This is a genomic window from Enterococcus saigonensis (assembly GCF_011397115.1).
Lineage (GTDB): Bacteria > Bacillota > Bacilli > Lactobacillales > Enterococcaceae > Enterococcus_C > Enterococcus_C saigonensis.
Genome location: NZ_AP022822.1, coordinates 2,466,693 through 2,483,823 on the forward strand (window position 1 = coordinate 2,466,693; position 17,131 = coordinate 2,483,823).

The window sequence follows — 17,131 nt, forward strand, 5'->3', positions numbered from 1 at the left end:
GCTACTACTCTGCCTCTCTAAATCTAAATTTCGTCCATGGCTTTATATATTGAATTAAAAATTGGTTTTCTTTTGTAACTTTTGCCACTACATTTTTTTCGTGACCTTTATTAGGCATTTCCTGTTTTACAATATTAACCTCACCGCGATACTGTCCAAAAGAATTATTTCCCAGCGTTATATCACCAAATTTCACTAAATCATGTGAATTATTGTCAGGAATATCACATTTACCATATTTCAATTTAACGTAAGTTGAACGAATACTATAGCTATTGATGTCTCCTCGATTAAAATGTTGATTTTCAGTTATAATCTCTTTTTCTAATAAACTAACACCCTTCGAAAATTCAACATCTAATTCAATTTGATCTGTCCGAATTTTACTAAGCGCGCGTAATTCTTCCTTACTTGCATATGCATTAGCAACAATAATATCGTCGATGAGACCAACAGCAATAAAGTGTTTTGCTTGAACTTCAATCGGCATGTCTCGGTGCATTTCCAATGTACACAGACCATCTGTGTAATCATGTGGTCCGTGATCTGCAGTCTGAGAGCTGACAAATGCTGCTGTCCTTAACCCTAATTTCTTATATTTTTCTGAACACTTGATAAAATAATCATAATCCAGACCAGTAAATCTTTGTGGATAGAAGTTGTGACACCCTATAATCCGTTTTCGATTTGGTTCATAAGAAATAACATTTTCCAAATAATACGTATCATTACTAATATTTACTTCTAAATCAAGATTGGTATCATCAAAAGTAATAAGAGACTCAATTAAACCGTCAAACGTTGAATCTAAACGAATCCCAGTAGCTCCCATCTTTTTGAAATATGTTAAATCTTGGTAGCTAATACCTAATTGTTCGAATACTGCAGGATTTAAATCAAGAATTACTTCCATATCAAATTTTCTAGCGTGAAGTATAGCTATCTTTAAATTCTCAATTACACTTTTTTCTTTACCTGATTCAACCATCAATAAGTTAGTAAAGACACGTTTAAACCCATATTTAGCAGCGGTTTCAATGTACAAAAGTGTTTCATCAATATTCTCTTTATACGGATAAATTGAGATACCTAACACATTAATTCCTACTTTCTTATTTATACTTCTTGTACAACAATGTTTTCCTTAGTATCATTGATCTTTTTTTCCTTTTTTACAGCCTTATCTTCTTTTTCTATCATACTTTTATCGAAAGCTCGGAAAAATGGGTAGTAAATAATACCTGCGACAATAATATTTACAACCGCTAAAATACCAGCACGCCAATCTAGCCCTGTTGCCATTATGGCACCTAAAGGCGCTGGCAATGTCCATGGAGCAATAGCAATTGGATAATTAACGATGTGTAACACTCCCATAGCGAGATAACTAATTAATCCCATTACAATTGGAGCAACAATAAATGGTATTGCGAAAAACGGATTCATCACAATTGGAACACCAAATATTAAGGGTTCATTAATATTGAAAATTCCAGGAACCAACGTGAAGCGTCCCATTTTTTTACTAAATTCTGATTTACCAAAAAAAGCCATTAAAAATGCTAATGATAGCGTTGCACCGGCACCACCAATCCAAATGAACCATTGGAAAAATTGTTCCGTCATAAAGTGAGGAATAGCTTGACCTGCAGCAGCTGCATTAATATTTGCATTTAAGTTTTCATACCAAAAAGGATAAAGAATTGGTGTCGCAATAATCATTCCGTGAATACCAAAAATCCAAACAACTGTAATTAACAAAATAGGTACGATAACGGATAAAACATTATCGCCAGCAAAATAACGAATTGGAGAGAAAATCCACTGTAAAGTACTATTAATATCAAAATTCAAACCAACTTTAATAATCCAAGAAGTGAGAATCACAAAGGCACCTGGTATTAGAGCTGCAAATGAATTAATAACTGAAGTTGGAACACCATTTGGCATCTTGATTATCATATTACGTCTGACACAGAAACGTACAACTTCGACTGTAAAAATAGAAATAACAATAGCTGTAAACAAGCCACCCGCGCCAAAATTTCCCATTGGTAAAACAGTCCCACTAACCATTAAACCAGCCTTTTCAGCAATTTCTGAGTCAATATTAGCCGGAGAAATTGCAGCAATTAAAAACGCAAGTACTGCGAGTACACTTGTTGATACCTTATCTAGCTTATAGTCCTCACATAGACTTGAAGCAATCCCTATACACACATACACAGACATGAAGTCCATTGTAAAGTTCATTGGCACTTTCAGTTTATCTGCAAATGGCGCAATAAAGTCTTTCCATGCATCAATTGGTAAATTCAACATGATAATAAAGACAGATCCAATAATAGTTACTGGGATGATAACACTCATGCCATTTCTGACAGCAGTTAAGTAACGATTATTCGCAATCCTCCCCATAATTTGGACAATCTTGTTAAAATTGAATTTTTTTACTTCACTCATTATTTTCTCCTTTCTTTTTTGAACCGGTTTAATTTTAACCTATAAAAGAAGTTCCCTTCTTTTATTTTTGAACTTTATCTTGAATTAATTTATACAAATCAGGAATCCCCATCGGAGTGTACAAAATACCTTCAATTGGAATCAGCGGTATATCGTTAGCATCTGCCTCTTTTTGTAAAAATTCTTTGCGAAAACTAACCTGTGGTGCTAATAAAAGAGCATCCCACTTTTCTTGTTGCATTTTTAGTGAAACTTCTTCTGTACCTGTTGCTTCCATTGAGAAATTTTCATTTCCTTGTCTTTTTGCTTCTGCTACCAGATTCTCCGCTAAAATTGAAGAACTCATGCCACCGCCACATGCTAATAATACTTTCATAAAACACCCTCCATTTTTGAACCGTTTTAATTTTACATCCAAAGTATAATCTGTAAACGCTTAATTTGCAATACTTTTTTTAACTTTTTTTACAGAATCTCTCCATAATAAATTTGTTGTTAATTCAATTGTTGTAAACATCCCTTCTTTTTTTTCTTTTATACGTTCCAAAATCAATTTACCAATCATTTCACCCATCTCTTGAATTGGTTGTTCCACCACTGTCAGTTTTGGCTGGATAATATCACTAAGTTCAAAATGATCAAATCCGACCACTGATATATCATCTGGAATTTTCTTTTTCAGCTCTAAAATAGCCTGTACAGACCCCAGTGTCATATAGTAATTAGTAGAGTATAACGCTGTTATATTACCTCTCTTTAATAGTTCCATAGCTCCTTCGTAACCATCTTCTTTGGTGTAATCTCCGACCACTACCAATTCTTTATCATAGATATTTTTACTCTTCATACTATCAACATATCCATTCAGTCTTTCTGCTCCAATATATCGATGTGTATGGCCGCCAATTATCCCTATTTTTTCATGACCCATATCATATAATTTGTCTACTACTTGATAAGAGGCTTGATAATTATCAACGAGAACTGTATCTGTTTTAAACCCTTTGATTGGAGAATCAACTGCAACAATAGCAATATTCTCATCTTGCAAAGTTTTTAAGATAGGTAAGTTCTCTTCCAAATGAAATACAACTATCCCATCTACAGAACGTGTTCTCAAAAATTCCATTTTATGAGCCAATCTATTGTGATCATTTTGATAGTCGCATAATAATAAACTGTAATTATTTACTTCTAAAAAGCTTTCTAAACTAGAAACAATAGAAGTTGCAAAAACATCGGTTAAAGAGTTTACTACAACACCAATGGACATACTGCGATTATTTTTCAGTCCCTTTGCAATAATATTTTCTTCATAACCTAATTTATCAATCGCCCTTTGAATAGTAGTCATATTATTCTTTTTTAATTGATAACCATTTAAGAAACGGGAAACCGTACCAATTGAAACCCCCGCTTCTTTAGCTACTTCTCTGATTGTTACCATTTTATCCTCCTACTTTGTACTTCTTAACATTTATAATTTAGCATGATTTCTGATTGTTGAAAACCTTTTATTGAACAATGTTCAATAAAATAGTTATACTTACTTTATCTAATATAGTTGTGTACTTTTTTGATATTTCAAACTAAACAACAGACCTCTTTGGTAGATCTTGTCAAAGAGGTCTGTTGTTATCGAATGATTAACTGATGAGGAATTGTTATATGTGCCTTTTTTTCATCATAAAAAAGTTGAAATGCTGCTTTACCGCACTGCTTTAATTGATGATCGACGGTTGAAAAATGCAGTAGTTGACTCACTAATAAGTTTTCACGACCAATAATAAGCGGCTGTGCATCTGGCGGATATTGCGCTAAAATCATCGCAGCAACTTCATCCCCATTCGTGATAATCCCGTCTACTTTCTGCTTTTGAAAAAATTCAGCAGCTTGAAAGCCATCTTCAGCATGAATACAGTCCCAAAAAATATTATCTGTATTAAAGTCTGGAAAGTATTTTTTACTTTGTGCAATTGTTAAGATGGAATTGCCACTTAGCCGTTTACTTCGTCCTAACGTTAAGCCTAATCGTTTAACACCTTGTTTTTTTAAGTAAAGAATACATTCTTTTAACGATTCTGCCAGATCAATAGCAACATAACGAACCTCTTCTAACTCAGAAGCTTCACAAAAAACAATATTGTTTTTCTCCAAGTAAGGTAAGAAGACATCCATATGATTCGCTCTAGTTGTCACGATCAAGCCGTCAAAACTTTTAGCAGCGAGTTCTTCTAAATAACTTCTTTCTAATTCTTCATCATAATTAGTTGGTAATAATGTGATTTTGTATTGGTGGGCAAAAGCAGCTCTCATAATACCTTTTAATAGTTGATTGTAAAATGGATGATCTACAAAAGGAACAATGACTCCCACATTCCGCGTGCGACCTTTACTTAGATTTTGTGCAGTTCGGTTAGGCTTATAATCTAGTTCTGCCATTACTTGCAAAACCTGCTGTCTTTTTTCTTCTGCAACATAAGGATGATTATTGATAACCCGTGAAATTGTTGTCACCGAATAACCTGTTAACTTCGCAATATCGCGAATATTTGCCACTATACCCACCTCATTTGTAAATTATACAGCTACCTGCATCAATTGATGATACAAATAGTCTATCACAGCTAACCCTGCTTCATAAACTTGACAACTCATTTCATCTTTACCAAAGGAGAAGCGCCGGCCACCATAATATTCATCAAACACTTGCCAATCCAAATCACTAATTTTCTCAGATAGAAATTGTCGTGATTGTAAACCACTGACATCAGTTAAGATAATTCTACCTTCTACTACTTCAACTTGAACATAACAAAGCTTGCTGCAACCATTTTGAGTTACTTTCACATAGGTAAACATTTTTCATTCCTCCTACATAGTTTTCATAGTTACTAGGGAAAAAGTTCTTTTTCTTTTCCAGCTACAACTAGAGCATAATGTATGAAACTCGTTTCAGAGCAAGGAAAAAGTTTGCTTTTAAACGTAAAAAAACAACCTTTTACTTTTAAATCTTCACGTAAAAGGTTGTCTTTTATTTTGAATTAGTCTTCTTTTGTACTTTGTAAAATATAATAGCCTTTGTCTTTTGTCAAAATTTCACAGTTACCAAAGACTGCATGCATTTTTTTCTCAGCACTAGGCGCCCCTTGTTTTTTTTGAATTACTACGGTTAAGGTGCCACCTTTAACCAACAACGGATAGGCATCAGTTAAAATAGCATGAACGACTTTCTTGCCCGCACGAATTGGGGGATTACTTAAAATTGCAGCATAGCTTGTCTTTTTCACGTCTGCATAAATATCACTTGTGTGGATGTCGACATTTTCAACTTGATTGCGCCCTGCATTACGTTGTGCCAAGTCAATTGCCCGTTCGTTGACATCGACCATCTCAACAAAGCGATCAGTAGTCGCAGCCAATGCTAAACCAATTGGACCATAACCACACCCAACATCAAGAAGAGCTCCTGCTGGCAAGTTATCGATGGAAAAACTTTCAATTAACACTCTGGAACCATAATCGATTGTATTACGGGAAAAAACGCCGCTATCAGTCACAAAATGCAGCTTGCGTCCTTTTAATTCAAAATCAAACGCAGCAAACTTATGGTCTGCATTCGGTTGATTGGTATAATAATGATCACTCATAATTTCATCCTAATAGTTTATTTTTGATATCCCGCGCAATAAGCGCTCCTAATAAATGATACCCGAATTTTGATGGATGTAAACCATCACTTTGTAAAAATTCAGCAGGGTCTGGGTAAATTTCCATATGATGATACATATCAATGTAGTTCACACCGGTTTCTTGTGCGATATCTTTTGCCACGGCGATGTATTGTAACAGCGTTTCTTTATTACCGGCAGTTTTAATCGTCAAATCTACCCAACTTGGACCAACTAAAATCATTTTTTCAGTTGGAAAAGTTAGAATCATTTTTTTCAAATTTTCGCCGTACTCTTGAACGTTTTTCTGGTTATTGATAGCATCGTTAATACCAACATTAATTACAACAAAGTCTGGATTTTCAGCTTTTGCTTTTGGTAATTGTTCTAAGGCAGTTGTACTTGAGGCACCTCTTTCACCTAAATTAACTACCGTATAATCGGCAAAACCCATCCCTGTTAAGGTTTCTGTCACATACTCATCTACTAAATTTGTGACTTTCCCTTCAAAAAAGCCAGCTGCGATACTGTCACCCATTATGATAATTTTCTTCATAGTATTCCCCGCTCCTTAAGATTCTTTTTAAATTCAATGTAAAACTATTCTACAACTTGCTCTGAAATATTACTCATCTTTATACTAGCAGAAAGACTGCTAAACTGCATTTTATTTGTGTTTTTACTGATACTTGCTACCATTATGTGTTAAAATGTTCGCGAAGTCTTAGCGTATATTGTAGTATACGCTGTGGCAATGTTGTTGGCTTTACTTAAAAATAGCCAAAAGGAGTCGCTCATGGAGGAAAAAATGAATTACTACAAAATTTCCCGTCAAGAATGGCAGGGATTTTATAATAGTAACAATATGCCCTTAACCCAAGAAGAATTGGATAGTATTAAAAGTCTAAATGACCGCCTATCCATGCAAGATGTTGAAGATGTCTATATCCCTTTATGTCATTTGATTCATTTATATATGAAAGAAGCCGAATCACTAAACTTAAGTAAGGGGCTCTTCTTACATCGCTATGTCAAAACCCCGCCTTTTATTATTGGTATCGCCGGTTCAGTAGCAGTGGGAAAATCAACCACTGCACGTTTAGTACAAACCTTGCTTTCCCGTTTGTTTCCAAGACGTAATGTCCAATTAATTACAACAGATGGTTTTTTATATCCAAATCAAATATTGGCTGAAAAAGGCATCATGGATCGCAAAGGATTTCCCGAAAGTTACGATATGGAACGTTTAATTCAATTCTTAAACGAAGTAAAATCGGGTAAAAAATCTATTCAAGTACCGGTTTATTCTCATAATGTTTACGATATTATTCCCGATGAGTTTGAACTAATCGAGCAGCCGGACATTCTAATCGTAGAAGGTATTAATACACTACAATTGCCTCAAAATCAACAAATTTACGTTAGTGACTTTTTTGATTTTTCGCTTTTTGTCGATGCCAAGCCCGAATTAATTGAACAGTGGTACTTGGAACGCTTTGAGCAATTATTAGATACTGCTTTTTTAGACCCTGCTAATTATTATTATCAATTTGCAATTGGTGACCGTAAAAAAGCGGTAAAAATGGCTGAAAACGTCTGGCAAAATGTGAATTTGAAAAATTTAGAAGAGTACATCTTGCCTACTAGAAGTAGAGCAGATATAATTCTCCATAAAACAAACCATCATTTAATTGATGAAATCTATTTGCGAAAATATTGATTTTATTTTCACGCCTGTTAAACTGCTTGTAAGAAGCTTACTTCTTTACAATAAATAATCTGAAGAATCGAGGGATTTAACTGTGACAAATGTTGACCACCTGCCGACAGTCGAAAAGATCATCGTCTTGGACTATGGTAGCCAGTACAACCAATTGATTACACGCCGCATCCGTGAGTTTGGTGTCTTTTCTGAACTGATGAGCCATAAAATCACTGCAGAAGAAGTCAAAGCCATTAATCCAAAGGGAATTATTCTTTCTGGTGGGCCAAACAGTGTTTATGATGAAGGCGCCTTTGGTATTGATGAAGAAATTTTGAAATTAGGGATCCCAGTTCTAGGTATTTGTTACGGCATGCAACTTATCACTTATAAATTAGGTGGGAAAGTAGAGCCTGCACTAAACAAAGAATACGGTAAAGCGGAATTAGAAGTAACTGCAGACGATACAGAACTTTTTGCCGATACACCAAAAAAACAAAACGTTTGGATGAGCCATGGTGACTTGGTCACACAAACTCCAGCTGGTTTTGAAGTTGTAGCAACAAGTAAAGATTGTCCAATTGCTTCCATCCAAAACAAAGAAGACAAGATTTACGGTATCCAGTTCCATGCTGAAGTGCGTCATTCTGAGTACGGTAATGATTTATTGAAACATTTTGCAATGGATGTTTGTCAATGCAAAGGTGATTGGTCAATGGATAACTTCATTGATATGCAAATTGCGCACATTCGGGAAACTGTAGGTGACAAAAAAGTCTTACTCGGTTTATCTGGTGGTGTTGATTCTTCTGTTGTAGGTGTTTTATTACAAAAAGCTATTGGGGACCAATTGACTTGTATCTTCGTTGACCACGGTCTTTTACGAAAAGACGAAGGAAAACAAGTAATGGAAAGCCTTGGCGGTAAATTTGGCTTAAACATTATTAAAGTGGATGCCAAAGATCGTTTCTTAGATAAGCTAAAAGGTATTTCTGACCCTGAACAAAAACGTAAAATTATCGGTAATGAATTCGTTTATGTTTTTGATGACGAAGCAACCAAACTTGCCGGTGAAGAAGGAATTTCTTTCTTAGCACAAGGAACACTTTATACAGACGTCATTGAATCAGGAACCGAAACTGCTCAAACGATTAAATCTCACCATAATGTTGGTGGGTTACCAGAAGACATGCAGTTTAAATTGATTGAACCATTAAATACTTTATTTAAAGATGAAGTTCGCGAATTAGGAACACAGCTTGGCATGCCTGATTCTATCGTATGGCGTCAACCATTCCCAGGTCCTGGACTTGGTATTCGCGTTTTAGGTGAATTAACAGAAGAAAAATTAGAAATCGTGCGCGAATCAGATGCTATCTTGCGAGAAGAAATTGCGGCAGCAGGACTTGACCGCGACATTTGGCAATACTTCACTGTCCTACCAGGCATCCGTTCTGTTGGTGTAATGGGCGACGGTCGTACGTATGATTATACTGTCGGTATCCGTGCTGTTACTTCAATTGATGGCATGACCGCAGACTTTGCCCGCATTCCTTGGGATGTCTTACAAAAAATATCTGTCCGCATCGTTAACGAAGTCGATCACGTCAATCGCATCGTGTATGATATTACTTCTAAGCCACCTGCAACTGTAGAGTGGGAATAAAGAGCCACTATAAATTGAAGTGAGAAAGCCTATTTTACAGCGTTTCTTGGAATGTAAAACGGACAAAAAACACTAAAATTCAAATAGTTCCCTGCCAAAAACCCTGCCAAGAATTTTCTGGCAGGGTTTGGTTGTTTTTATATAAAAAATCGCTATTATGTTAGAAACTTGAATCAGGCGAAAATAAGGAGTTAATACATATAAACCATATTATAAATGATTCCTTAGATTGCAAAAAAACAACAGTAATCAAAAGCGGAAATAGCCGTTTAGGATTCATTTAAATAATTCTAACTGTGGCATACAATTTTTTAGGCGCTCAGTTGCAAGTTTCACATAATCCTCCACTAATTCAATCCCTATATAGTTTCTATTATGTTTCAATGCAACAACTCCGGTAGTTCCTGATCCAAAAAAAGGATCAAGAACTGTATCCCCTTCTTTTGTTGCAGCGAGTAGGCAAGTTTCGACTAATTTTTCTGGAAATACCGCAAAATGAGCTCCTTTATATTTCCCTAATGGTATACTCCATACTGTACGTTTATTTCTTCCAAGAGGATGAAATGCCTGATCCCATCTTCCATCATGCAAATTAGAATTACCAGCATTTTTCCCATTCTCTGGCGTCCCGCCTTTTTTCCCTAAGTGATTTCTTCCGCCTTTCATTTTTGATTTTTCAGTAAATGTCACGTGCTCTTCTCTTATAGCATCTGCATCATAAAAGTAATTCTTTTCGCTTAACGTAAACATAAAAATATACTCATGATCTGTGGTAGGTCGATTTTTCACTGATGACGGCATAGCATTTGGCTTATGCCAAATGATATCACTTCTTAATATCCATCCTTTATTTTGCATTGCAATTGCAAATCTCCACGGTACGCCTTGGAGATTTCCTTTCACATAAGAGTCCCCTAGGTTAACCCAAACTATTCCATCCTTTTTCAGAGCAGGCTTCAAATGTTCAAACACCTGCACTAGATGATTAATATATGAATCAACTTCTTTCTCTCGACCTATCTCGCTTTCCTTTTCCGATAAACTTTTACCATATTTTCTTAAGCCGAAATAAGGTGGACTGGTAATAATAGTCTGGATTGACTCTTTTTCTAAGTTCATTGAATTTTTTATTACATCTCCATGAATAATTCTATTATATTTCACCTTTCAAAACCTTCTCTATATATATATTTATTTGTCGTTGTGAATCGTCATCCAATATAGTCAACTCATTTGGATTCATATCAAAGTGAAAAACAATATCAATATCTTTCAAAATCGATTCAATTTCGGAATTGGCCCAATTTGTAGCTACTATTACAACAGCAATATGTGCATCCGGTACATTTGACTTTATATTTTGTACAGCTGTAATTATGTCTCTAGAAAACAAGTGGGAATGTCCTCCACCTTCAGTTTCCCGAGATTTCACAGGAATAAATAAATTTTTAATTTTATCATCTTTTATAAGATCCGCTGAGACATCAATTGTATCAGACCCAACTGAAATTTGCTTATTCTTAATTTCTACCTTATCATAAATACCATAATCAATATTAATTGAATAGAAATTTTGAAACGCTGTGGCTAGAGCTGCCCGTATATTCGCTTCTAACACATGCCCGCTGATGCTTCTTCTCGACCCTTCCAATCTATCAATAACTACTTCACGAATAGACTCCCATTTGAAATATTTAGCATTCTGCCTATATTCAATAAAAAGAGCTGCTAACGCATCAATTTCTGCTTGAATCTTTTTCAAATCTTTATCTTGCTTTTTCATCCTTGAAATTAATGGAGCTAGTCTTTGTTGTGGTGCGTCTCTTATAATCCAAGCAAAAAAATAGAAACATGCTTTATTATGGGGATAATTTCTTCCTACTCCATCAAAAAGCAAAGGGACTTTTTCCGGATCATCAAAATAGCAATCTTCAATAAGTTGGGAAAGTTGTTTTTTGTCCATAACCATTATATTGTCTTCCAACATTAATGAATTCTTCATCACGTTTTTGGCTCTTCTTTCTATCCAATCGTAGAAAGGCTTTGCCTGATCAGCTAATTTGGACAGTTCAACTAATCGAACATGAGAGATATCTACTTTGTGAACCATTATTTTCTTATTTTTACTTTGAATTACATTTATGGATTTTGTCAATTTTTGACCTCCTTAAAAAAGCTTAAACTACATTGAAGTTATCACTGTTTTCTAATTCTAACAAAGGATTATATCACAATCTAAATATATAGAAAACAATATCTTATACTCCCTCAAGTACACCTAACCGTTATCCTTGAATCAAAGATGCTCACAATGAACCGCTAATTTCCTATTTCTCAAACCAATCATACAACTCATCCCTACTCTTCTCCGCATACAACTTCATCAAAGCCGGACGCATTGCTTGAAAAATCTCAATCAACTCTTTCCCACCAAAAAGCGGCGAAAAAGCTTTCCCTGTAAGATTCAACGACAAAGTTGAAATGATCCTTGCCGTCTCAGCATCATCATCAAGAATATTCACTAACCTTCCAACCAAATATTCTTCTGAAAATTCGATTTTTCCTCTTTTCGCCAGATTACTGATCGAATCTTCAACCAATCTAATAACCTTCTCCTCTTCCCCATACTTAACTTCGCCGCTCATTTCAACATAATCCATTACTTCTTGATAGACAAAAGCTACGGCTTCTCCCTTTTCCTTATCTGATAAGTTTTTCAACTTCTCCGATTCATCAATCTGCTGCGTAACAATTTTACCAATATAGCGATCTAAAATACTTGGAGAGAAATCCGAGAAACAATCATCGATGAATTCTTCCATTGGATAGCCAACTTCATTTTCCCAGCCCGGATTTTTAAAGTCCCCAGTAAAGAATTCTTCCTTGATCTGCTTCACAATATCCGGATATTCCTTAACTAACTCTCCTTGTCCCGTGAGAGTCAGATAGTCCGCAATATATTCTTCTGTCTCCCCAAAGTAAAACCAGCCAACAGACCTCCCGCTGATCTTAGCCACCTTCTCGATCACATCAAGCGGTGCTAAATTATATCCTTGGACATAAGAACTGATTGTCGGCTTCTTCAATCCAAGTCGACTACCAAACTCTGTAAAAGAGATATTCATTTCATCCTTGATCAGCTTTAGTCGTCTCCCGACTTTTTCTTTATTTGGTTGTAACAATCCAAACATTTCTGATCCCTCCTATATGATTTCATATACAGCATACCACACGTATATCGTTTCGTATATATTTTTCCGCAAAAACTATTGACACCGTATTTAAAACCGTATATGATGTAAATGTAGAGGTACCACTACATTTTTTTAAATCGAACGTATATCAAATCGTATATTAGAAAGGAAGAAAAAATATGCCGATCAAAATCAGTGATTTAACCTTACCAAAAGAAAAGTTAGAAAAAGAGTATCAAGTCGTTAGTGTCTCACGATGGCAAAAAGATGGAGAAATTTTGGGATGGAGCTACGAGTGTATCTTACCCAAGCTGCGTTTTGAAAAGATGAGTGTAAAAATTGGAAGCGCTGAACCAGTCGTAACGCTGGATGAACTTGAGAAAAATGGGATCGCGACGGTCACTTTTAACAATCTTTCGATAAAACCTTGGGGACGGGCAAATGGTCAGTTTGTCAGCTATGGATTATCTGCGACGGCAGACTCAGCAGTTTTACTGACAAAACAACCAACAGAGAATCCTAGCAATCATTCAAAAGAGTCACGCAACTAATATCCCTGATCGTTTGTTGGGTGTTTTCGGAATGGGCGGCTGGCGTCAGCCAAAAGCCGTTCATTCCGAAAAAAACCGCACAACAAATGAGCAGTCTAGCAGGGCTGCGTAGCAGTTCTGCTCCTTTACTTGATTTATAGGACAACATCTGTCGAAAAAAGTTGTTCTCGTTCATTGAAAACTAAATAACCTTGAAGTATGTCAGGAGCGATGATGATTGCTAAAAGCTTACAATCAAAAAATCATTGAAACTCCTACGTATACAGAAATTTGGGAATACGAAAAACCGATTGTTTACAAAGTGGATGAAAAGAAAAATGAAGAATATGAACATCAAACACCTGAATGGATCAACAACTTAAATGAGCCCAATAAAAAATATGACGAGCTAACAGCAGAAAAACAATATGACAGCTTAAAAAGAAAACAAAAACACTATAAAAATATGCGCTTTGAAATTGCTCGCTTGATTGATATGAATTTCGACGACAACACAAAATTTCTCACACTCACCTTTAAAGAGAACATTCAAAACATTGAAACCACGAATGATGAATTCAAAAAATTTATTAAACGATTAAACTACCAAACTTATAAAACGAAAAAATCCCAGATCAAGTATTTGGCCACGTGGGAAAAGCAGAAACGCGGTGCTATCCATTACCACATTGTCTTGTTCTCCTTCCCTTTCGTCCCTCATGAACGACTGATGAAAATTTGGGGGCATGGATTGGTTTGGATCAATAAGATCGATGTAGATGCGGTGGAAAATCGCGGAAGATACCTCAGCAAGTATTTTGACAAAGATTTGGACCTCAAAGAGCATAAGAAAAAGGCCTTCTTCAAATCGCAAAATCTCAAAATACCGAAAGAAACAAAAAGACTGACCGAACAAGAATACGATACAAATGGTCAAGAAGTTCTCCACACGAAAAATTATATCCGGCGATCACCAAAATTTTCTGAGGAACTTAATGAATCGGGTGCCCTTGAACAGGTCGTCGAATTTGAAGAGAGTAACGTGAAATATACAAAAATAAAGAAAGATAAGAACACAGAAACTCATTGAATTCATCATTCGTGGTTTCAATGTTCTTGTATTTGAGAGGTGAGTGTTATGAAGTCAACAATATGTAAGGATGATCTATTAAGTTTAGGCTACAAACCTCATACTGCTAAGATGATCGTTCGACAAGCAAAACAGATTATGGTACAAAAAGGGTATCCGTTTTACAACAATAAACGATTGGGCTATGTTCCAAGAGAGGTTGTAGAAGAAATCATAGGCGTTTCTCTTGAAGGAGAGAATCACAGTGCCTAAAACAAAATATGTAGGTGTCTATCGGGATAAAAACGGGAAATATTTTTACCAACTGGAATTGGGAATCGACAAAGCAACTGGCAAGCGAATTCAGAAAAAAGGACGCAAAGATCAAAATGGAAAGCCATTTGAGTCTGCCAGAGAAGCCTATAAAGAGCTAACTCGATTGAAAAATGATTTTATGCTCCAAAATGGTTACATCAATTACAAACTGACTTATGCCCAATTCATGGAACAAAAATATATTCCCTACTATCGGTCAAGTGTTGAACGCAGCACATGGAATTCAAGACAAACTGGTTTGGAACAAATCAAACAGCGTTTTGGAGATATGAAGCTTCGAGAAATCACTGTTGAGGATTGCGAGAATTATCGAATCTGGCTATTGAACGACAGTGGTTACTCTCAATCTTATTGCTCCCTAATGTACGGAATGTTTCGTAAAACATTGGACTATGCAGTGACGTTGAATTTCATGAACGAAAATATTTCCAAACGAACCAAAGCCATATCTAAAGGTAAATCCATTGTTCCTTATTGGACCAAAGAAGAATTTCAAAAAGTTCTAGCAACAATCTTCATTGATGATTTTTACGAACACATGAGCTTCGTGCTAATCTGGTTGTATTATATGACTGGAATTCGTGTCAGTGAAGGTCTAGCACTCCATTGGACTGATGTAGATTTGAAGAGAAAAAAACTGCGTATCCATCATACACTCGACATGAAAAATCAAAACGACTTTATCAGAAAGCCTTATACCAAAACAGAAAGCGGTATGCGCACAATCTCACTGGATGATGATACGGTCAGAATTTTGAAACGCTGGAAAAGCGTCCAAAAGAAACATGGTGTCGAACATTTTATCCTAAGTTACACCGACTTACCTTTATATCGTTCCACCGTTCAGCGAATCATTGAGAGATACGCAAAACTAGCTAACGTTCCTGCCATTCAAGGCAAAGGATTGCGCCACTCTCACGTAAGCTATTTGATCAACGAATTTAACGCAGATATTTTAGTCGTATCACAACGATTGGGCCATTCCAGCCCAGAGATCACCTTGAAACACTACGCTCACCTGTGGAGTAGAAATGATGAAAGTATCGCCGATCAGATGGCTGGCAACATCATTTTCAACTTTGCAAAGGAGTCAAAAGTTGATTTCAATGGTAATCAGGCAGTAAAAATATAACACTGCCAAATCCCTGCCAAGATGGATGTTATCTTTTATGGATGTTGTTAAATCAACGTTTATGGAGGGTTGACTTACATCGAGTGGGAGTAGTTGTAGGAGAGCTAGAAATCCTCTTATACCAAGGGTTTCTGGCTCTTCTTATCTTTTTACTGCACTTTTATTGCATTTTTTTCATTTCTTTGTTTCGCAAGTAGTCTACAGTAAATTGATTCTTTGGTGAAGTATCATAATTTTGTTTTGCTTCTTTAAAGGAAATGGCTCCATTTAATTTGTTAGCTACCTCGAAATTACTGTTAGGATAAAGATGTCCATACGTTCCTAAAGTCGTCTCAATATCTTCGTGTCCTAGACGATCTTTAATGATAAGTGGATTTTCTCCCATACTGATTAACAAGGAAGCATGAGAATGCCGTAACCCATGGATTCTGATTCGATGGATACCAGCCAGCTTAGCATAGCGTTCAATAGCATATGATAGTGTATGTTTTTGGGTAGGAATACCGTTATAGCTCATTACAAAGTCTGTCTGAATTAGATTTTGTTGTACTTCCTTCCATTCGGATAAATAAGTTAATGTGCATTTATCTAATACAATATGACGAACGCTCGCCTTTGTTTTTGGTTCAACAAATCTATAATTCGATTGATTCTTGTAATAGAGTGTTTTGTTGATGGTTAGTACTCCTGAGTCAAAATCAATATCTTCCCATTGAATGGCAGTAGCTTCACCAATTCGCATTCCAGTCATAAATAAAAACCACAGAGAGATAAATAAAAAGTGTTGATAGTAATCTTCTTTGTAAATTAGAGAGATTACTTTTTCAAATTCTTCTTTTGTCCAAAATTCAATTTTAGACTTTTGCTTTTTCACATTGCCAATAATCTTAGATGGATTTGTGGTGGTTATCCCAAGGACAATTGCTCGATCCATAGCAACTGAAAATAGTCCTTGAACAGCTCTTACATAAGAAGACTTACACTTCTTTGATAATTTTAGTTGCCAATTTTGCACATCAATAGGCTCAATATCGGAAACAGCCATTTTATCAAAATAAGAGAAATGCTTCTTAATAGTTGGTAAGCGATTTTCATATGTTCTGAGCTTTACCTGTGTCTTATACCATGGAAGGAAAATTTCAAAGATATAATGTTTAAACGTCATTTTATCCTTATTCTCACTTAATTCTTCTGGTTTCATCAATAGCAGTTTCGAATATTCTTCTCTTGCTTCTTTTTTAGTAGTGAATCCACTACGATATTTTTGAATTTTTTTCCCTTTAGAATCATAACCTAGATTTGCACGAAAATAATAGGTTCCATTCTTTGCTTTTTTTATTGGGTCTTTAACCATAGTTTTTACTCCTT

At 35.6% G+C, this 17,131-nt stretch carries 18 protein-coding genes; 6 read left to right on the forward strand and 12 right to left on the reverse strand.

The window, feature by feature from the left end; all coding sequences use genetic code 11:
• Positions 1–4: 4 nt before the first annotated feature.
• From EsVE80_RS11895 to EsVE80_RS11930, 8 genes are all read right to left on the reverse strand, one after another.
• Positions 5–1,096 carry a DUF871 domain-containing protein gene (locus EsVE80_RS11895; RefSeq protein WP_173103898.1) on the reverse strand — a complete coding sequence of 364 codons (1,092 nt, stop codon included), beginning with the start codon at positions 1,094–1,096 and terminating at the stop codon, positions 5–7.
• A 20-nt stretch (positions 1,097–1,116) separates the two neighbouring features.
• Positions 1,117–2,463: a PTS sugar transporter subunit IIC gene (locus EsVE80_RS11900; protein ID WP_232061203.1), complete on the reverse strand. Its 1,347-nt coding sequence runs from the start codon at positions 2,461–2,463 to the stop codon at positions 1,117–1,119.
• Between the two features lie 61 nt (positions 2,464–2,524).
• Positions 2,525–2,839, reverse strand: coding sequence for a PTS sugar transporter subunit IIB (locus EsVE80_RS11905; RefSeq protein ID WP_173103899.1), 315 nt, complete (start codon positions 2,837–2,839; stop codon positions 2,525–2,527).
• Between the two features lie 60 nt (positions 2,840–2,899).
• Positions 2,900–3,910, reverse strand: coding sequence for a LacI family DNA-binding transcriptional regulator (locus tag EsVE80_RS11910; RefSeq protein ID WP_173103900.1), 1,011 nt, complete (start codon positions 3,908–3,910; stop codon positions 2,900–2,902).
• Positions 3,911–4,098: 188 nt separating this feature from the next.
• Positions 4,099–5,022 (reverse strand): LacI family DNA-binding transcriptional regulator, encoded by a 924-nt coding sequence (locus EsVE80_RS11915; protein WP_173103901.1) that lies wholly within the window; start codon positions 5,020–5,022, stop codon positions 4,099–4,101.
• A gap of 21 nt (positions 5,023–5,043) precedes the next feature.
• A complete protein-coding gene (locus EsVE80_RS11920; protein ID WP_173103902.1) occupies positions 5,044–5,325 on the reverse strand; it encodes a hypothetical protein in 282 nt (93 codons plus the stop codon).
• A gap of 182 nt (positions 5,326–5,507) precedes the next feature.
• Positions 5,508–6,113, reverse strand: coding sequence for a class I SAM-dependent methyltransferase (locus tag EsVE80_RS11925; protein ID WP_173103903.1), 606 nt, complete (start codon positions 6,111–6,113; stop codon positions 5,508–5,510).
• A gap of 4 nt (positions 6,114–6,117) precedes the next feature.
• Complete coding sequence (locus EsVE80_RS11930) at positions 6,118–6,690, reverse strand: SGNH/GDSL hydrolase family protein (RefSeq protein ID WP_173103904.1); 573 nt, start codon at positions 6,688–6,690, stop codon at positions 6,118–6,120.
• A 240-nt stretch (positions 6,691–6,930) separates the two neighbouring features.
• Between EsVE80_RS11930 and coaA the strand changes: the two genes are divergently transcribed.
• Together coaA and guaA are read left to right on the forward strand one after the other, a co-directional pair.
• Positions 6,931–7,854, forward strand: coding sequence for a type I pantothenate kinase (coaA, locus tag EsVE80_RS11935; protein ID WP_173103905.1), 924 nt, complete (start codon positions 6,931–6,933; stop codon positions 7,852–7,854).
• Positions 7,855–7,936: 82 nt separating this feature from the next.
• Positions 7,937–9,502: a glutamine-hydrolyzing GMP synthase gene (gene guaA / locus EsVE80_RS11940; protein ID WP_173103906.1), complete on the forward strand. Its 1,566-nt coding sequence runs from the start codon at positions 7,937–7,939 to the stop codon at positions 9,500–9,502.
• Positions 9,503–9,778: 276 nt separating this feature from the next.
• Here the strand turns inward: guaA and EsVE80_RS11945 are convergent, their stop codons facing one another.
• The 3 genes from EsVE80_RS11945 to EsVE80_RS11955 form a co-directional block, all read right to left on the reverse strand.
• Positions 9,779–10,666, reverse strand: coding sequence for a DNA-methyltransferase (locus EsVE80_RS11945; protein ID WP_197745898.1), 888 nt, complete (start codon positions 10,664–10,666; stop codon positions 9,779–9,781).
• The gene (locus EsVE80_RS13770; RefSeq protein WP_179957297.1) at positions 10,656–11,657 is read right to left on the reverse strand and encodes a hypothetical protein; all 1,002 of its coding nucleotides are present in this window, start codon (positions 11,655–11,657) and stop codon (positions 10,656–10,658) included. Before EsVE80_RS13770 ends, EsVE80_RS11945 begins: the two co-directional genes overlap by 11 nt.
• Before the next feature lie 172 nt (positions 11,658–11,829).
• Positions 11,830–12,693, reverse strand: coding sequence for a helix-turn-helix domain-containing protein (locus EsVE80_RS11955; RefSeq protein WP_173103907.1), 864 nt, complete (start codon positions 12,691–12,693; stop codon positions 11,830–11,832).
• Between the two features lie 182 nt (positions 12,694–12,875).
• On the opposite strand from EsVE80_RS11955, the gene EsVE80_RS11960 reads away from it, so the two are divergent.
• From EsVE80_RS11960 to EsVE80_RS11975, 4 genes are all read left to right on the forward strand, one after another.
• Complete coding sequence (locus tag EsVE80_RS11960; protein WP_173103908.1) at positions 12,876–13,247, forward strand: hypothetical protein; 372 nt, start codon at positions 12,876–12,878, stop codon at positions 13,245–13,247.
• 217 nt (positions 13,248–13,464) lie between these two features.
• Positions 13,465–14,316, forward strand: coding sequence for a rolling circle replication-associated protein (locus EsVE80_RS11965; protein WP_173103909.1), 852 nt, complete (start codon positions 13,465–13,467; stop codon positions 14,314–14,316).
• A gap of 48 nt (positions 14,317–14,364) precedes the next feature.
• Entirely contained in the window at positions 14,365–14,568 is a 204-nt protein-coding gene (locus tag EsVE80_RS11970) for a DUF3173 domain-containing protein (RefSeq protein ID WP_173103910.1), read from the forward strand.
• Positions 14,561–15,763: a tyrosine-type recombinase/integrase gene (locus tag EsVE80_RS11975; protein WP_197745899.1), complete on the forward strand. Its 1,203-nt coding sequence runs from the start codon at positions 14,561–14,563 to the stop codon at positions 15,761–15,763. Before EsVE80_RS11970 ends, EsVE80_RS11975 begins: the two co-directional genes overlap by 8 nt.
• Before the next feature lie 160 nt (positions 15,764–15,923).
• On the opposite strand, the gene EsVE80_RS11980 is transcribed toward EsVE80_RS11975, so the two are convergent.
• Positions 15,924–17,117 carry a site-specific integrase gene (locus tag EsVE80_RS11980; RefSeq protein WP_173103911.1) on the reverse strand — a complete coding sequence of 398 codons (1,194 nt, stop codon included), beginning with the start codon at positions 17,115–17,117 and terminating at the stop codon, positions 15,924–15,926.
• Between the last annotated feature and the right edge of the window lie 14 nt (positions 17,118–17,131).